The organism is Aquabacterium sp. (genome assembly GCF_035476535.1).
Taxonomy (GTDB): Bacteria; Pseudomonadota; Gammaproteobacteria; order Burkholderiales; family Burkholderiaceae_C; genus Pseudaquabacterium.
Genome location: NZ_DATILJ010000330.1, coordinates 49,650 through 65,861 on the forward strand (window position 1 = coordinate 49,650; position 16,212 = coordinate 65,861).

Annotated in this window: 13 protein-coding genes; 8 read left to right on the top strand and 5 right to left on the bottom strand. The window is 67.9% G+C overall.

The features are described 5' to 3' along the window. The first annotated feature begins 51 nt into the window (after nucleotides 1–51). The 8 genes from VLK61_RS31675 to VLK61_RS31710 all read left to right on the top strand — a co-directional run bounded on the left by VLK61_RS31675 (nucleotide 52) and on the right by VLK61_RS31710 (nucleotide 9,623). Entirely contained in the window at nucleotides 52–1,164 is a 1,113-nt protein-coding gene (locus tag VLK61_RS31675; RefSeq protein ID WP_325427650.1) for a polyamine ABC transporter substrate-binding protein, read from the top strand. Between the two features lie 48 nt (nucleotides 1,165–1,212). Beyond that, a complete protein-coding gene (locus VLK61_RS31680) occupies nucleotides 1,213–2,310 on the top strand; it encodes an ABC transporter ATP-binding protein (protein ID WP_325427652.1) in 1,098 nt (365 codons plus the stop codon). After that, on the top strand, nucleotides 2,307–3,233 hold the full coding sequence (locus VLK61_RS31685; RefSeq protein WP_325427654.1) for an ABC transporter permease: 927 nt from the start codon (nucleotides 2,307–2,309) through the stop codon (nucleotides 3,231–3,233). Before VLK61_RS31680 ends, VLK61_RS31685 begins: the two co-directional genes overlap by 4 nt. After that, the gene (locus VLK61_RS31690; RefSeq protein WP_325427656.1) at nucleotides 3,230–4,102 is read left to right on the top strand and encodes an ABC transporter permease; all 873 of its coding nucleotides are present in this window, start codon (nucleotides 3,230–3,232) and stop codon (nucleotides 4,100–4,102) included. Before VLK61_RS31685 ends, VLK61_RS31690 begins: the two co-directional genes overlap by 4 nt. 27 nt (nucleotides 4,103–4,129) lie before the next feature. Beyond that, the gene (locus VLK61_RS31695; RefSeq protein WP_325427658.1) at nucleotides 4,130–5,578 is read left to right on the top strand and encodes a DUF3138 family protein; all 1,449 of its coding nucleotides are present in this window, start codon (nucleotides 4,130–4,132) and stop codon (nucleotides 5,576–5,578) included. A 74-nt stretch (nucleotides 5,579–5,652) separates the two neighbouring features. Beyond that, entirely contained in the window at nucleotides 5,653–7,146 is a 1,494-nt protein-coding gene (locus tag VLK61_RS31700) for an aldehyde dehydrogenase (RefSeq protein ID WP_325427660.1), read from the top strand. A 120-nt stretch (nucleotides 7,147–7,266) separates the two neighbouring features. After that, on the top strand, nucleotides 7,267–8,619 hold the full coding sequence (gene glnT, locus VLK61_RS31705; RefSeq protein ID WP_325427662.1) for a type III glutamate--ammonia ligase: 1,353 nt from the start codon (nucleotides 7,267–7,269) through the stop codon (nucleotides 8,617–8,619). A gap of 113 nt (nucleotides 8,620–8,732) precedes the next feature. Further along, nucleotides 8,733–9,623 (top strand): DMT family transporter, encoded by an 891-nt coding sequence (locus VLK61_RS31710; RefSeq protein WP_414636898.1) that lies wholly within the window; start codon nucleotides 8,733–8,735, stop codon nucleotides 9,621–9,623. 34 nt (nucleotides 9,624–9,657) lie between these two features. Here VLK61_RS31710 and VLK61_RS31715 read toward each other — a convergent pair whose 3' ends face one another. From VLK61_RS31715 to VLK61_RS31735, 5 genes are all read right to left on the bottom strand, one after another. Continuing rightward, on the bottom strand, nucleotides 9,658–11,703 hold the full coding sequence (locus tag VLK61_RS31715) for a PKD domain-containing protein (RefSeq protein WP_325427664.1): 2,046 nt from the start codon (nucleotides 11,701–11,703) through the stop codon (nucleotides 9,658–9,660). 126 nt (nucleotides 11,704–11,829) lie between these two features. Next, nucleotides 11,830–12,915: an S-methyl-5-thioribose-1-phosphate isomerase gene (gene mtnA / locus VLK61_RS31720; RefSeq protein ID WP_325427666.1), complete on the bottom strand. Its 1,086-nt coding sequence runs from the start codon at nucleotides 12,913–12,915 to the stop codon at nucleotides 11,830–11,832. Further along, nucleotides 12,912–13,790, bottom strand: coding sequence for an S-methyl-5'-thioadenosine phosphorylase (locus VLK61_RS31725; RefSeq protein WP_325427668.1), 879 nt, complete (start codon nucleotides 13,788–13,790; stop codon nucleotides 12,912–12,914). Before VLK61_RS31725 ends, mtnA begins: the two co-directional genes overlap by 4 nt. A 102-nt stretch (nucleotides 13,791–13,892) precedes the next feature. Continuing rightward, nucleotides 13,893–14,945 carry a tRNA dihydrouridine(20/20a) synthase DusA gene (gene dusA, locus VLK61_RS31730; protein ID WP_325427670.1) on the bottom strand — a complete coding sequence of 351 codons (1,053 nt, stop codon included), beginning with the start codon at nucleotides 14,943–14,945 and terminating at the stop codon, nucleotides 13,893–13,895. Further along, nucleotides 14,942–16,198: a DUF3322 domain-containing protein gene (locus VLK61_RS31735; RefSeq protein WP_325427672.1), complete on the bottom strand. Its 1,257-nt coding sequence runs from the start codon at nucleotides 16,196–16,198 to the stop codon at nucleotides 14,942–14,944. The genes dusA and VLK61_RS31735 overlap by 4 nt, the downstream gene beginning before the upstream one ends. Nucleotides 16,199–16,212: the final 14 nt, after the last annotated feature.

Sequence of the window (16,212 nt, forward strand, 5' to 3'; positions counted from 1 at the left end):
CGCTGGCATGTCCTGGATGGTTTCTCTCTCTACAAGACCGGAGGTCGATTCATGAAGGTGTTCTCTCGCCGATCGCTGACGCTGCTGACCCTGGCGCTGAGCGCCGCGTTCGGCGCGGCGCAGGCCCAGGAAGAAGAAAAGGTCGTCAACGTCTACAACTGGTCCGACTACATCGCCGAAGACACGCTGAAGAACTTCGAGAAGGAAACCGGCATCAAGGTCCGCTACGACAACTACGACAACAACGAAATCCTGCATGCCAAACTGGTGGCCGGCAAGACCGGCTACGACGTCGTGGTGCCCTCCTCCTACTGGGCCAAGCTGCAGGCCGACGGCGGGCTGCTGCGCAAGATCGACAAGAGCAAGATCCCCAACCTGAAGTACCTCGATCCCGAGATCGAAGCCACGCTGGCCAAGCTGGACCCCGGCAACCAGTACATGGTCGACTGGCTGTGGGGCTACACCACCGTCGGCATCAATGTCGACAAGGTCAAGGCCGCGCTCGGCAGCCTGCCGATGCCCGACAACGCCTGGGACCTGGTGTTCAAGCCCGAGTACATGGCCAAGCTCAAGAGTTGCGGCGTCTCCTACCTCGACTCACCAACGGACATCGTGCCTGCCGCGCTGCACTACCTCGGCAAGCCGGCCTTCAGTCGCAACCAGGGCGATTACCAGCAGGTGCCGAACCTGCTGAAACAGGTGCGGCCCTACGTCACGCTGTTCAGTTCGTCGGGCTACATCAACGACATGGCCAACGGCTCGATCTGCGTCGCGCTCGGCTGGTCGGGCGACATCAACATCGCCCGCCAGCGCGCCATCGACGGCAAGACCGGGCAGAACATCCAGGCGCTGATCCCGAAGACCGGCGGCGTGCTGTTCTTCGACACGATGGTGATCCCGATCGATGCGCCGCACCCGGACAACGCGCACAAGTTCATCAACTACATCCTGCGCCCGGAGGTGCATGCGGCGCTGACCAACAAGGTCTTCTACGCGAATCCGAACAAGGAATCGAAGAAGTTCATCAAGCCTGAGGTGGCCAACAACCCGACCGTGTTCCCGCCCGATGCCGAGATGAAGAAGATGGCCTTGCCCGAAGCGGTGACCAACGACATCCGGCGCACGATGACGCGCATCTACACCTCGTTCAAGACCGGCGTCTGAATACCGCCGGCAGCGGCGTCACCGGCGAATTCGGGAGGAGAAGCATCCATGGCGGCAGCGCGGGACCAGGCCTTCCTGGCGATAGAAGACGTCGTCAAGGACTTCGGCGGCGTCAAGGCCGTCAACCACGTCAGCCTGGACATCGCCAAGGGCGAGATCTTTGCGCTGCTGGGCTCGTCAGGCTGCGGCAAGACCACGCTGCTGCGCATGCTTGCCGGCTTCGAGACACCGAGCGCCGGGCGCATCGTGCTCAACGGGATGGACCTGGCGGGCATGGAACCCTACTCCTGCCCGATCAACATGATGTTCCAGTCCTATGCGCTGTTCCCGCACCTGACGGTGTGGGACAACATCGCTTTCGGCCTGAAGCGGGAAGGCATGCCGCGCGAGCAGATCGCGCAGCGCGTCGAGGCCATGCTCAAGCTGGTGCAGTTGGGCACTTATGCCAAGCGCAAGCCTCACCAGCTGTCGGGCGGCCAGCAGCAGCGCGTGGCGCTGGCGCGCAGCCTGGCCAAGCGGCCGCAGCTGCTGCTGCTGGACGAGCCGCTGGGCGCGCTGGACAAGAAGCTGCGCGAGGAAACGCAGATCGAGCTGGTCAACATCATCCGCGATGTCGGCGTCACCTGCGTGATGGTGACGCACGACCAGGAAGAGGCGATGACCATGGCCACGCGCATCGCGGTGATGAGCGAAGGCCGCATTCTGCAGGTCGGCGCGCCGCACGAGATCTATGAAACGCCGGCCACGCGTTTCGTGGCCGACTTCATCGGCAACGTGAACCTGATGGACGGCACGCTGTCGGTCGACGAGGCCGACCACTGCGTGATCGCCTGCGCCGACTGCCAGCACTATGTCGGCCATGGCATCACCGGCACGCCGGGCATGGCGGTGTCGGTGGCGATCCGGCCCGAGAAGATGATGCTGTCGCGCGATGCGCCGGCCGAGCCCTACAACCGCACCGAAGGCACGGTGAAGGCCCTGTCCTACTTCGGCAGCTTCACCGTCTACCACCTGGGCCTGGCCAGCGGCGCCGGGCTGAAGGTCAGCCTCAACAACAGCCAGCGTCACCGCGACGACGAGATCAACACCGGTGACAAGGTCTGGGCGCATTGGTCGCAGAGCGCGCACGTGGTGCTGACGCAATGAACCAGGCGAGCTTGCGCCGCTGGTTCCGGGGCCGCACGGCGGTCATCGGCATCCCCTACCTGTGGTTGCTGATCTTTTTCCTGACGCCGTTCCTGATCGTGCTGAACTACAGCGTGTCCGAGATGGGCGCGGTGCGGCCGGAGAACATCGTCAGCTTCGCCGACGGCGTGATGAAGCTGGTGATCAAGTTCGGCAACTACCCCTTCCTGCTGAGTGAAGACCTGTACTTCAAGGCCTATGTCTCGAGCCTGAAGTACGCAGCCATCGCCACCGTGGTGTGCCTGGGCATCGGCTACCCCTTCGCGTACTTCATGGCGCGCGCGAAGCCGACGCTCCAGCCGGCGCTGCTGATGCTGGTGATGCTGCCCTTCTGGACTTCGTTCCTGCTGCGGGTCTATGCCTGGAAGGGCCTGCTCGACGAAGGCGGGCTGGTGGCCGGCCTGCTGATCGGCACGGGGCTCGACCAGCTGATGGCCGCGGCCGGCATGATCGCCACGCCCGGCAAGTTCATGAATACGCCGTTCTCGCTGGTCGTCGGCATGAGCTACACCTACCTGCCGTTCATGATCCTGCCGCTGTACGCCAACCTGGCGAAGATGGACCTGCGGCTGCTCGAGGCCGCGGCCGACCTGGGCGCTTCGCGCTGGGTGGCGTTCTGGTTGATCACCGTGCCGCTTTCTCGCGCCGGCATCATCGCGGGATCGATGCTGGTGTTCATTCCCTGCGTCGGCGAGTTCGTCATCCCTGAACTGCTGGGCGGCCCGCAGACGCTGATGATCGGCCGCGTGCTGTGGGACGAATTCTTCAGCAACAACGACTGGCCGATGGCCTCCACCGTCGCGGTGGTACTGGTGCTGCTGATCGTCGTGCCGCTGGCCATCTTCAGCAAGGTCCAGGCCGAAGCGCGGGAGCGTGGGCGATGATGGTCGGTGATCGGTCGCTGTTCGGCGCCAACTTCGCGCGCCGCTTCGGCCGTGCCTGGCTGCTGGGCGGCTTCGTCTTCCTGTACCTGCCCATCGTCACGCTGGTCGTCTACTCGTTCAACAACTCGCCTCTGCCCACCCGGTGGGGCGGCTTCACCTTGCAGTGGTACGTGAAGCTGGCGTCCGACCAGGAAATTCTCGGCGGCCTGTGGCTGTCGCTGAAGATCGCCTTCCTCAGCGCCACCAGTTCGGTGGTGCTGGGCACGCTGGCCGCGTTCACGCTGGTGAAGTACCGGCGCTTCGGCGGCCGCACGCTGTTCTCCGGCATGGTCACGGCGCCGTTGGTGATGCCCGAAGTGATCGTCGGCCTGTCGCTGCTGCTGATGCTGGTGGCGCTGCAGCGCACGACAGGCTCGGCGCTGTTCGATCGCGGCCTGACGACCATCTGGCTCGGCCACCTGCTGCTGGGCATGGCCTATGCCACGGTGGTGATCCAGGCCCGGCTGGTCGACCTGAACCCGCAACTGGAAGAAGCGGCGATGGACCTCGGCGCGCGGCCGCACCAGGTGTTCCTGCTGGTCACGCTGCCCCTGATCCTGCAGGCGCTGGCCTCGGCCTGGCTGCTGACCTTCACCCTGTCGCTGGACGACGTGGTGATCTCGGCCTTCCTGTCCGGCCCGGGCTCGACGACGATGCCGCTGGTCATTTTTTCAAGGGCGCGCCTGGGCGTCAGCCCCAGCGTGAACGCCGTCGCCACGGTGATCATCGTCGTCGTCGCCGTCTGCGTCACCGCCGCCAGCGTGTGGATCGCGCGTGCCGAACGCAAGCGCGCCGCCGAGATCAATGCCGCCCTGCGTGGCCAAACCTGAAGTTCATCGAAACAAGAGGAGAAACCGATGTCCCGATTCAAGCTCAGCCTGGTGACACTGGCGGCACTGGCCAGCCTTGGCAGCGGTGCACAGGCCCAAAGCAATGACGAGGTGCTGAAGGAATTGCGTGCGCTGCGCGACCGCGTCACCGAACTCGAGCGCAAGCTGAAGGACGCCGAAGCCAAATCGGCCAAGCCCGCCGAGGCGCAATGGGGCATGACGCCGCAGCAGGTGCAGGACTTCAACCGCATCGCGGTGAAGACCGAGGCGCTGGAAGACGCCATCGAGTCGCAGGGCCTGAAGATGCTGAAGATCAGCGGCTACGCCGATCCGACCTACCTGTACAACCAGCGCCAGCGCCGCGGCGGTTTCCAGTTCCTGAACCCGGTCGACAGCGACGGCTACAACTACGACAACTCCTACTTCGGCAGCGCCTCGCTGGACTTCCAGAAAGAGATGGAAGGCGGCACACGCTGGCGCCTGACGCTGGTGCCCAACCGCGGCACCGGCGCGGTCATCGGCGATGCCTCGGTGGTGCACGAGGCTTCGGTGTCGGTGCCGCTGGGCGATTTGCAGACGCGCTTCATTGCCGGCCAGGTGCCGGACTGGTCGGGCTACGAATACCTGCAGCCGACGCTGAACAAGCTGATCACGCACAACCTGCTGTTCGATTTCACGCTGCCCACGGCTTACACCGGCGCCGGCATGGAAATCACGCGCGGCAAGTGGATCTACAAGTGGATGCTGGGCAACATGAACGCCAGCAAGCGCAACGCCAACGAGCGCACCCCTGCCTTCGCCTACCGCGTGGACTACTCGCGCGGCGAGTTCCAGGGCTTCGGCTTTGCCGGCGTGCACGGCAAGGCGGCGAACTTCAGCGAGAACGCCGGCCACATCGAACAGACGGTGAATGAAGAGACCGGCGAGGTCGTGGACGTGCTGGTCAACGACGCCACGGCGCAACGCGATTCGCGCGTCGACCTGTTCGAGTTCGACGCCTACTTCATCCGCGGCGACCTCACCGTGCAGGGCCAGCTCAGCTACGGCCGGCAGCGCTTTGCATCGATCACACCGCGGGCCGACGGCAGCCTGCGCGATTCACGCTGGGTTGGCGCCTCGGGTCTCATCGCCTACAAGTTCATCCCGCGCTGGGAAGTCATCAGCCGGCTCGACTACCTGCGCAACAACAAGAACGGCGGCGGCCTGCTGGGCTACACCGCTGCGGACGATCGCAACGGCTTCGGCCCGGATGCGACGCTCGGCTGCGCTGCCGACAACATCGTCGATGGCTGCGACAAGGGCGCCAACCGCGTGGCCTTGTCGGTCGGCCTCAGCTACCTGTTCAACCTGAACACCGTGCTGAAGGCCGAGTACCGGGTCGACCGCGCCAACCTGCCGGTGTTCCTGGACGTGCGCACCGGCGAATACCGCAAGAGCAATGCGGTCTTCGGCACCTCGGTGGTCGTCAGCTTCTAAGCCGGCAACACTGGCCGCCGGGGCCGGGTGGCAGACCGCCCGGCCCTCTTTGTCTTTGCCGAAGGAGCAGTTCCATGGCCTCAGCACAAATCGACTGGCATGCCCGTGCCCGAGAGCTACAGATCGATGGCCGCATGGTCATCGATGGCCAGCGTCGTAACACGCAAAGCGGTGAGACCTTCGACTGCCTGTCGCCGCTGAACGGGAAATCGCTCGGCGCGGTGGCCCGGAGCCGCGCCGCCGACGTCGATGCCGCCGTGGCCTGCGCCCGCCAAGCCTTCGACGATGGCCGCTGGGCCGACATGGCCCCCGCGGCGCGCAAACGCGTCCTGCAGCGTTTCGCCGAAAAGATCCTGGGCGCCAGGGAAGAACTCGCGCTGCTCGAGACGCTGGACATGGGCAAGCCGATCCAGTACTCGCTGGCTGTCGACGTGCCCTCCACCGCGCGCTGCATTCAGTGGTACGCCGAGGCCATCGACAAGGTCTACGACGAGATCGCACCGACGCCGAAGAACGCGCTGGCGCTGATCACGCGCGAGCCGATGGGCGTGATCGGCGCCATCGTGCCCTGGAACTACCCGATGATCATGGCCGCCTGGAAGCTGGGCCCGGCGCTGGCCACCGGCAACTCGGTGGTGCTCAAGCCCAGCGAAAAAAGCCCGCTCACGGCGCTGCGCCTGGCCGAACTGGCGCTGGAGGCGGGCCTGCCGCCGGGTGTGTTCAATGTCGTGCCCGGCTTCGGCGGCGAGGCCGGCGAGGCGCTGGCGCTGCATCCGCAGGTGGACGCGATCGGCTTCACCGGCTCCACCCGCACGGGCCGCCGCATGCTGGATTACGCCAGTCGATCGAACCTGAAGCGGGTGTACAACGAACTTGGCGGCAAGTCGGCCTTCGTCGTGTTCGATGATTTCGACGACATCGCACGGGCCGCCACCACCGTGGCCGGCAGCATGTTCTTCAACCAGGGCGAAAGCTGCAACGCGCCGTCGCGCGTGTTCGTGCACGAGCGGGTGGCCGATGAATTCGTCGCGCGCGTCGTCGCCGAGGCGCCGAAGTACGCGCCGGCCGATCCGCTGGACCCCAGCACCGTGATGGGCGCCCTGGTCGACGATACGCAGCTGCGCACGGTGATGGGCTACATCGCCGCCGGCCGCAGCGAAGGCGCGGTGTGCGCCGCCGGCGGCCGGCAGGTGCGCACGGAATCCGGCGGCTACTTCGTCGAAGCCACCGTGTTCGACGGCGTCAGCAATGCGATGAAGATCGCCCGTGAAGAGATCTTCGGCCCGGTGCTCGGGGTGATCCGCTTCAAGACCGAGGAAGAAGCGGTCACACTCGCGAACGACAGCGCCTACGGCCTGCAGGCCAGCGTCTGGAGCCACAACATCAACCGTGCGCACCGCGTGGCGCGGCGCCTGAGGGCCGGCACGGTGCATGTGAACCAGTACGATGAGGACGACATCACGGTGCCCTTCGGCGGCTTCAAGCAAAGCGGCAACGGACGAGACAAGTCGCTGCATGCCTTCGACAAGTACACCGAACTGAAGACGACCTGGATACGGATTGACTAACCCCCCGAAGCGGCCTCCGGCCGCCTCCCCCCAGGGGGCAACACCAGCGGCCCGGCAGCGCCGGATCCGCGGTGTTCGCTCGGGAACACCCGGTCTGCGGAGACCGTGGGAGAAGAAGCGATGAAGGACCTGCGCGAACGATTGGCCGCCGCCCACGTGCACACGCTGCTGGCGCAGTTCACCGACATCCATGGCGTCGCGAAGGGCAAGTTCGTGCCGCTGGCCCACCTGGACGCGCTGCTGACCGATGGCGCCGGATTCAGCGGCCCGTCGATCGCCGGCACCGGCCTGCCGCGCACGGGGCCGCGTGCCGAATACTGGGCGCGGGGCTATGCCAGCACCGCGCAGCCCCTGCCTTGGCTGCCCGGCCATGCCCGCATCGTCTGCGACGGCTACGTCGCGGATGAACCCTTCGAGGCTTGCCCGCGCCAGGTGCTGCGTCGCGCCACCGCGCGGCTGGCCGAACGCGGCTGGCACCTGCGCACCGGTATCGAGCCCGAATTCTTCCTGCTCAAGCGCAGCGGCGAGCACTGGCTGCCGGCCGACGACGGCGACCGGCTCGACAAGCCCAGCTACGACCTGAAGTCGCTGCCGCGCCAGGCCGATTTCCTGCACGCGCTGCAGCAGGCGCTGCAGCAATGCCGGCTGGACGTGCTGCAGCTCGACCACGAAGACGCCCACGGCCAGTACGAGGTGAACTTCGGATTCGACGAAGCCGTGGCCAGCGCCGACCACCTGATGCTGTTCAAGCTGGCTGCGCAGGCGCTGGCCGAAGCGCGGGGCATGGTGTTCTCGATGATGCCCAAGCCCTTTGCCAAGCAGCCGGGCAGCGGCATGCACTTCCACGTGTCCTTGTGGAAGGGCCAGGGCGACAACGCGGTCAACCTGTTCGTGCCGCACACGCCCGATGGCGCGGCCCTGCCGCAAGCCGGCCTGTCGCCGCTGGGCCAGCACTTCGTGGCCGGTGTGCTGGCGCATGCGCCGGCGCTGTGTGCGCTGGCGGCGCCCACGGTCAACAGCTACAAGCGGCTGGTGGTCGGCGAGTCCTTGTCCGGCACCAGCTGGGCGCCGGCCTACATCGCCCACGGCGCGAACAACCGGACCGCGCTGGTGCGCACGCTGGCCAGCCGCTTCGAGTGGCGCTTGCCCGATGCCAGCACGAACCCCTACCTGGCCAGCGCGGGCCTGATCGCCGCAGGGCTGGACGGCATCGACAGGCGCCTGAGCCTGCCGCCGGCCTGCGACGACGATCTGTTCGAGCTGCCCGAGCACGAGGTGGTGTCGCGCGGCATCGGCGTGCTGCCGCAGGATCTGGGCGAGGCGCTGCGGGCCCTGCAGGCCGACAGCGTGATCAGCGAAGCGCTGGGCCCGGTGCTCACCGGGCAGTTCATCGCGCTGAAGCAGGCGGAATGGATCGAGTACCAGCGCCATGTCAGCCACTGGGAGCTGCAGCGCTATGCGGCGGCGTTCTGATACAGCGGCGTTCTGATGCGGCAGCGCTCTGATCGGCCCCAGGCGGCAGCGTCCTGAGCCCAGCGTCCCGACACGCCGCGCCGCTGCTGGCCTACGGCTGCCTGGCGCTGAGCATGGCGCTGGTCGGCACTTATGTCGGCCTGTCGCGTCTGCTGGTCGCGGCCTTGCCGGTGTTCCTGCTGGCCTGGCTGCGCTTCGGCATCGCCGCGCTGGCGATGTGGAACTGGGTACGCCGCGCCCCCGGCGATGCGCCGCTGTCCCGCCACGACCGCTGGCTGCTGTTCTGGGAGAGTTTTCTCGGCAACTTCCTGTTCTCGATCTGCATGCTGTTCGGCGTGCTGCTGACCTCGGCGGTGTCGGCCGGCGTGGTGATGGCCGCGATGCCGGCCACCGTGGCGCTGATGTCCTGGCTGTTCCTGGGCGAGAAGCTGACGCGCCGCGTCGGCGCCGGCATCGCCTGCGCGGTGGCCGGCATCGCGCTGCTGGCACTGCTGCGGCCGGCGGGCGCCGAAGGTGTCGGGCACATAGCTGCGCCTGGCACGTCGAACGACGCCCTGCCCGGCTGGCTGGGGCCGCTGCTGCTGGTTGGCGCGGTGATCTGCGAGGCGAGCTATGTCGTGATCGGCAAGCGCCTGACCGGCAGCGTCTCGCCCAAGCGCATCAGCGCACTGATCAATCTGTGGGGGCTGGCGCTGGTCACGCCGCTGGGGGCCTGGCAGGCCTGGCGCTTCGACTTCAGCGCGGTGCCCGCCAGCCTGTGGTCCTTGCTGGTGTTCTATTCGCTGGCGGCCAGCGTGGTCACGGTCTGGTTGTGGATGAAGGGCCTGGTCAGCGTGCCGGCCCAGCGGGCCGGCGTGTTCGCGGTGATGTTGCCGGTGAGCGCCGCGCTGGTGGGCGTGCTGTTCCTCGATGAACCCTTCGGTGCCGGCCACCTCGGCGCCCTGGCGCTGGCCGTCACCGGGCTGCTGCTGGCCGCCTGGCCGCAGCGCCCGGTGAGGACGTGACGGGCGGCGTACGCCGCCCGGTGGCCGCTTGCGCTTAACGCGCGATCGAATCGCTGGTTTCGGTGTTGGTCAGCGGCGCGTAGCTGTAGCCGCTGCGGCTGGCATTGGTCACTGTGAACACGAAGTTGCCGCTGCTGGCGCGCGAGACCGGCGACGTGAACCGCGCGACACCACTGCTGTCGGTGGTGGCGGTGACGCCGGTGCGCGAGACCAGCCCGCTCCAGTTGCCGGTGACCGTTGCGCCCGACACCGCCACGCCGCTGGCCGTCAACACCTTGACCGCCGCGCCGGCGCTGGCGTTGTTGCCGTTGCGGCTGACGCTGAGGCTCATGCCGATGTCGGCAATGCGCATCGCCGTCACCACCACCGGTGCATCGACCGTGATGGTCACGCTGCTGGTGGCCGTGAGCCCGCCGTTGTCGGTGACGCGCAGTTGCGCGCTGTAGCTGCCGGCCGCGGTATAGGTGTGCGTGCTGGTCGCACCGCTGGCGGTGCCGCCGTCGCCAAAGGTCCAGTCGTAGGCCACCAGGCTGCCGTCCGGATCGCTGGAGCCGGTGCTGGCGAAGGACACCGCCAGCGGGGCCGTGCCCTGCACCGTCGACGGAACGATCACCGCCACCGGCGCCTGGTTGCCCGAGACGGTCAGGTAGCTGGCATTGAGCACGTACTGGCCGAGGCTGCCGTAGTTGGTGTAGCCGGTGCTCAGCGGGTCGCCCTTGCCGGTGCCTTGCACCGACAAGTAGTAGGTGCCGGCCGCCGGCAGCACGACGGTCACGCTGGCGTTCAACGCGTCCACCGGGTTGACGGTGGCCAGTGCCGTGCCGGCACTGTTGCGCACGGTGAGCACGGCGTCGAGGTTGGCCGAACGCGCCGCGGGGCCCACACTGAACGTGGCATTGCCGGCGGCGGCGCTGAAGGCAAAGTAGTCGACATCGGTCGGCCGTTCGATCACCCCGTTCGCCACCGCGGTGCTGACGCCGCCGCTGCTGCTGGCCTGCAGCGCCGTGGCGGTGGCGCTGGTGTTGCCATGGTCGTCAGTGCGCAGCGGCAGGCCATTGCTCTGCATCACCGCATAGTCGTCCTGCACGTTGTTGGCGCCGCTGTACTCGCCCTTGCTCCATTGCACCAGCGACTGGTAGTAGCCCACGCCCATGATCGGCGCCCAGCCGGTGGCACCGCTGCCGTGGCCCTGGTAGTAGCCGGTCGACGCATTGCCGTCGTGGCTCAGGCCCATGTTGTGGCCGGCCTCGTGCGAGATGGCCTCGGCCACGTACTTCTCGTTGCCCGCCCCCAGGGCGTCGTAGAACACCAGTGCGGGTTTGTAGAAGTCGCTGGTGTCGTCGTAGATGCCGAGGTAGGCCACGCCGCCGCAACTGCAGCTGTAGACGCCGGTGCGGCTGGTGATCAGCACGGTGGTGCCGAAGATGTCGTCAGACGAGCCGCTGCGCGTGATCAGGTCCTGCGTCACCGCTTCGGTGGTGACGTTGACATCGAACGCGGCGTAATCCTCGGACACGCGCTGCCAGATGTACTGGATGCGCTGCAGTTCGGTGGTGGAAAAGGTGCCGGGCACACCGTCCAGGTCGAAGGGCGCTGCGGTGATGCTGCTGCCGGAATTCCAGACGGTGCCGGTCAGCGTGGCGCCCTTGAAGTTCAGGTAGATCGTGCGCTTGGCGCCGGGTTTGCTGTGCAGCACAAAGGTCTGGTCCAGCGGCGCCAGCGTGCCGTCCAGCAGACCGGTACTGACGGCCGGGGCGGATGTGGCCGGCAAGGGCTGATCCAGCTCTTCGACGAAGAACACGCGGCCGCGCTGGTCCAGGCGCATGCGCCGGTCTTTCAGCAACATGCCCTTGAACTCGTCCGGCGACTTGCCGTACCACTCGGCCACTTCGGGCAGCCGTGACCCCAGCAGGTCGATCGCGCGCTGACCGGCCGCCTGCCGCTCGGGCAGCGTGAGCTGCGGGAACGCGCGCTTGTTGACGTGGGGCACCGATTCAGACGCCGGGCCGGCTGCTCCGGCCGGGGCAGCCAGGCCCAGGGCCAGCAACAAGGGGAGCAGCAGTTTGTGGGGGAATCTCATATGTCAAGCGTTTTCGGCAGCCGCGAAGACCGCGATGTTAGGGGGGCCCCCCTTCCAGCAGGAGTCGCTTTGCCAACTGTTACCTGCAGCTGCCAAGTTGGTCACAGCCACGTCGCTGCAGGCCACTTACTTCAGGTGATAGGCGATCGCCTGAGCGTCGGCGGACACGATGCCGCGCTCGGTGATCAGCCCGCTGACCAGCCGCGCCGGCGTGACGTCGAAGGCCGGGTTCAAGGCCGGCGAGCCGGCCGGTGTCAGCTGCACCTCGGTGAGCCGGCCCTGCGCATCCAGGCCGCTGATGTGGGTCAGCTCGCGCGGCGAGCGGGCCTCGATGGGGATGCCGGCCAGCCCGTCATCGACGCTGGCATCGAAGGTCGAACGCGGCACCGCGACGTAGAACGGCACACCGTTGTCCCGCGCAGCCAGTGCCTTGAGGTAGGTGCCGATCTTGTTGCAGACATCGCCGCGCGCGCTCACGCGGTCGGCGCCGACGATCACCACGTCCACCTGGCCGCGCTGCATCAGGTGGCCGCCGGTGTTGTCGGCAATCACCGTGTGCTGGATGCCGGCCTGGCCCAACTCCCACGCGGTGAGGCTGGCGCCCTGGTTGCGTGGCCGCGTTTCGTCGACCCACACATGCAGGTCCAGGCCGGCCGCCTGGGCCTGGTAGACCGGCGCCAGCGCCGTGCCCCAGTCCACCGTGGCCAGCCAGCCGGCATTGCAGTGGGTCAGCAGCTGCAGCGGGGCCCCGGCGGGTTTAGCGCGGGCCAGGGCCTGCAGCATCGCCAGGCCATGGCGGCCGATCGCAGCGTTGGCTGTGACGTCCTCCTCGGCGATGGCGGCGGCTTGCTGCCAAGCCTGTTCGGCGCGATCGGGCAGCGCGACGGGCCGCAAGCCGTCGAGCATGCGCTGCGTCGCCCAGGCCAGATTCACCGCGGTCGGCCGTGCGCTGTCCAGCAGCAGCTTTGCCGCCTGCAACGCGGCGTCCGCAGCGTTCACTCGGCACTGCAAGGCCATGCCGTAGGCGGCGGCGGCGCCGATCAGCGGTGCACCGCGCACCCACATCTGCGCGATCGCCTGCCGCACATCATCGACACTGGCCAGCCGTGCCTCCGTCCAGCGATGCGGCAGCGCCCGCTGGTCGATGACCCACACCGCATCCGCCGCGGCGGCCGGCCAGATCGTGCGGCGCGCGACGCCGCCGACCTTCACAGCACCCGTCCGGCAATGAACCTGAGCTTCTCGACCATCGCCGGATCGCGGGCCGCCGGCGCGGTGATCAGCGCATGGTCCAGCGCGCGGCGGCAGGCGCAGGCCGGTGCATGGCCATCCCCGCTGATGGCCTGCGCGGCGCGTGCCACCAGCGCACGGGCCTGGTCGGCATTGGACAGCAGCACCTGGACGATGGCCTCGACCGTCACGTCCTCATGCTGCGGGTGCCAGCAATCGAAGTCGGTGACCATCGCGACGGTGGCATAGCACAGCTCGGCCTCGCGGGCCAGCTTGGCTTCGGGCATATTGGTCATGCCGATGACGTCGCAGTTCCACGAGCGGTAGAGCCGGCTCTCGGCCAGCGTGGAGAACTGCGGCCCCTCCATCACCAGGTAGGTGCCGCCGCGCGTGCTGGGCACGCCCAGCGCCAGCAAGGCCTCGTGAACATGCGTGCCCAGGCGCGCGCACACCGGCTGGGCCATCGAGACATGCGCCACCAGGCCGCTGCCGAAGAAGGACTTTTCGCGCGCGAAGCTGCGGTCGATGAACTGGTCGACGACCACGAAGCTGCCCGGCGCCAAGTCGGCCCGCAGGCCACCCACCGCGCTGAGCGACAGCACATCGGTGACGCCCAGGCTCTTCAGCGCCGCGATGTTGGCGCGGTAGTTCAGGTCGCTGGGCGGCAGCCGGTGGCCTCGCCCGTGGCGCGGCAGGAAGGCCAGCCGCGCGTCGCCACCCGGCGTGGGCAGCCGGCCCATCAGGATCTGGTCGGACGGCGCGCCCCAGGGCGTGTCGACGCTGACCCAGCCGGTGTCCTGCAGGCCCGGCAGGTCGTAGAGGCCGGAGCCACCGATGATGCCGATCACGCCGTTCATCGCCGGCCGTTCAGTTGACGCGCCGCATGCGCGGCCTGCGCTTGGCGCTCCTGGCCGCGCGCGCGGGCCTGTCGGCCGACAGCGGGGTGAGCAAGACAGCGTTCAGGCGCATGCGGTTTCATCCCGTGGGGTGTCGGCGGCGATTGTGCCGCGACGCGCAGCCGTGGCCAGCCGAGCCACCTCGGCCACCGGCGTGTGTTTCAGGCGGTGGTCGCTCCACACCTGGCGCCAGCGCCGCGCGCCGGGCCGGCCATGCCACAGGCCCAGCATGTGGCGCGCGATGTGGGCCCAGGGGATGCCGTGCTCGGCCTGCTGGCGCGCGATGTACTCCAGCATGCGGGCCTCAATGGCCTCGCGCCAGCCGTCGTCCGGTTCGACATCGGCCGCGTCGGCAGGCGCCGTGCCGGCTTGCATGAAGCGCGCATCCCAGCCGGCCATCAGGCTCGGATGGTGGTAGGCCTCGCGGCCGACCATCACGCCGTCCACCGACGCCAGCTGCTCGGCGATCTGCGCATTGCGCGTGATGCCGCCATTCAACGCGATGGTGAACTGCGGAAACTCCTGCTTCAGCCGGTGCACGATCTCGTAGCGCAGCGGCGGGATGTCGCGGTTCTCCTTCGGGCTCAGCCCCTGCAGCCAGGCATTGCGGGCATGCACGATGAACACCCTGCAGCCGCCTTCAGCCACCGTGCCGATGAAGTCGCGCACGAACTCGTAGCTCTCGGTGCGGTCGACACCGATGCGGTGCTTCACCGTCACCGGCAGGTCCACCGCTTCGCGCATCGCGGCAATGCCGTCCCGCACCAGCGTGGCTTCGCGCATCAGGCAGGCTCCGAAGGCACCGCGCTGCACCCGCTCACTCGGGCAGCCGCAGTTGAGGTTCACCTCGTCGTAGCCCCAGGTCTGCGCCAGCTTCGCGCTGCGCGCCAGCTCGGTGGGGTCGCAGCCGCCGAGCTGCAGGGCCACCGGGTGTTCCCCGGCATCGAAGTCCAGGTGCTTGGGCACATCGCCATGCAAGAGCGCGCCGGTGGTCACCATCTCGGTGTACAGGCGTGTGTGGCGGGTGATCAGGCGATGGAAGTGGCGGCAGTGCCGGTCGGTCCACTCCATCATGGGCGCAACAGACAGGCGCCAGGGGCTGTCGAGGTGATTCATGGGCTCGATTGTCGGTGGGTCTGGAGCGTTGCGTGCCGAGGGACCAGCGTTTGGTGCAGCGCCTGCTCGACCGCCGCAAAGCCGATGCGCTCCTGCTCCAGCCGCACCGGCGTGTCATGCAGCCGCAGCCAGCGCAGCTCGTCGAACAGCCTGCGCTCTTCGTCGTTCAGGCGCGGCAGATCACGCAGCGTGGGCTGGGGCTCGCTTGTCCATTGCGGCAGGTGCGCCAGCAGCGTTTGCCTGTCCATCAGGAAGGATTGCGCGTGCGGGAGATGGCTGCGCAACTGGTCGAGGATGGCGAAACCGTGCGTGTCGATGTCGCCCCAGTAGTGCAGCTCGCAGCGCGCCAGCCAGCGGGCCTGGGCCAGCGCATCGAAGCCGTAGCCGGCGCCGAAGACCAGCAGGCTGTCGGCGGCCGGCGGGAAGGCCAGGAAGTTGATCTCGTTCTCGGTGATGAACACCCGGGACACGGCAGGGTCCAGGGCGGCGAAGGCTTCGTGCCGCACGGCATAGTCCTGATCGGCGCCCGGTGCCCAGCCGGGATGGCAAGGATCCAGGAAACGAAAGCGCAGGCGCAGCGGCTTGTCGCGAAAGCCGTAGCGCCGCGCAAACTGCGCTGCACCGGTGGCGCCGGCGTCGATGGCCTCCGGCGGCAGCACCCGGTCGAGCAACTCCGTCAACACGCCGCGCTGCGCTTCGATGAACTTGCTGTGGATGCCCGGCAAGTCCACCTGCCGCAGATAAACCGCCGGCCGCGGGTGGGCCTGGATCCAGGCCACCAGGTCCAGCAGCCGGGGCCAGTCGTCGGCCAGCGCCAGCGCCCGCATCGGCTGCTGCGCCAGCCACGGCAGCAGCGCGGGTTCGCGGGCCCGCGTGTCGTCCAGCATGCGCTGGAAGATCCGCGCCTCGCGGGTCTTGCCGATCCAGCGCAGCGCATCCTCCCGCGTGTCCACCCAGGCCTGATCCGGCAGGCTGTTCTGGCCGACGATGCGGTGCCGCCATTCACGCAGCACCAGCCGATAGCCGGCGCCCGCGCCTTGCTGCAGCTGCGAGGCCCAGTGGCGTGCGTCGTCGAAGCGGTCCGACAACTCGCTGGATTGCGGGCCGCGCAGCGACAGGCGCAGCGGGAACAGTGCCGCTGGCGCCACGATGTCGGGCACCGTGCCGGCTGCCATGTCGGCCAGCAGCTCGCCGCGCTCCCAGCGCTTGTGCAGCTGGGCGCGCAAGTCGGCCGGCGTTGTCCAGTCAGCCATGCCTGTCAACCATG